Source organism: Lachnoanaerobaculum sanguinis, from assembly GCF_033242365.1.
GTDB lineage: Bacteria > Bacillota > Clostridia > Lachnospirales > Lachnospiraceae > Lachnoanaerobaculum > Lachnoanaerobaculum sanguinis.
This window is the reverse complement of sequence record NZ_BTHK01000097.1, coordinates 1-269: the sequence shown is the minus strand read 5'-3', so window position 1 is coordinate 269 and position 269 is coordinate 1. Positions and strand designations below refer to the sequence as shown.

Annotated in this window: 1 pseudogene; it reads right to left on the bottom strand. The window is 37.9% G+C overall.

Annotated elements, in window-relative coordinates:
- A pseudogene (locus tag SBH76_RS13680) lies at positions 1-269 on the bottom strand (IS1182 family transposase); the annotation flags it as partial.

The following is a 269-nucleotide window of genomic DNA, read 5'->3' as shown; positions in this document are numbered from 1 at the left end:
TGTATGCCGGCTTTAGCTGCCCGTTCAGCATATGATCTTCCTTCATTCGCATAAAGGTTGCTTCCAAATCAGTTTTTGAGTAGCTGTTTCTATCTTTCCCCATAATCTCAAAGCATTCTTTATAGTGCATTAATCGCTGTCCACAATGTTCAAGCTCTTCATAGAGTTGTTGAAGTTTTGGCTTTCTCTTGCCCTTTCCGTTAACAAATACAATACCTTCTCCGTCAGCAATAACCATAAGATTTTTCTGAAGCTTAAGTATTTCAATA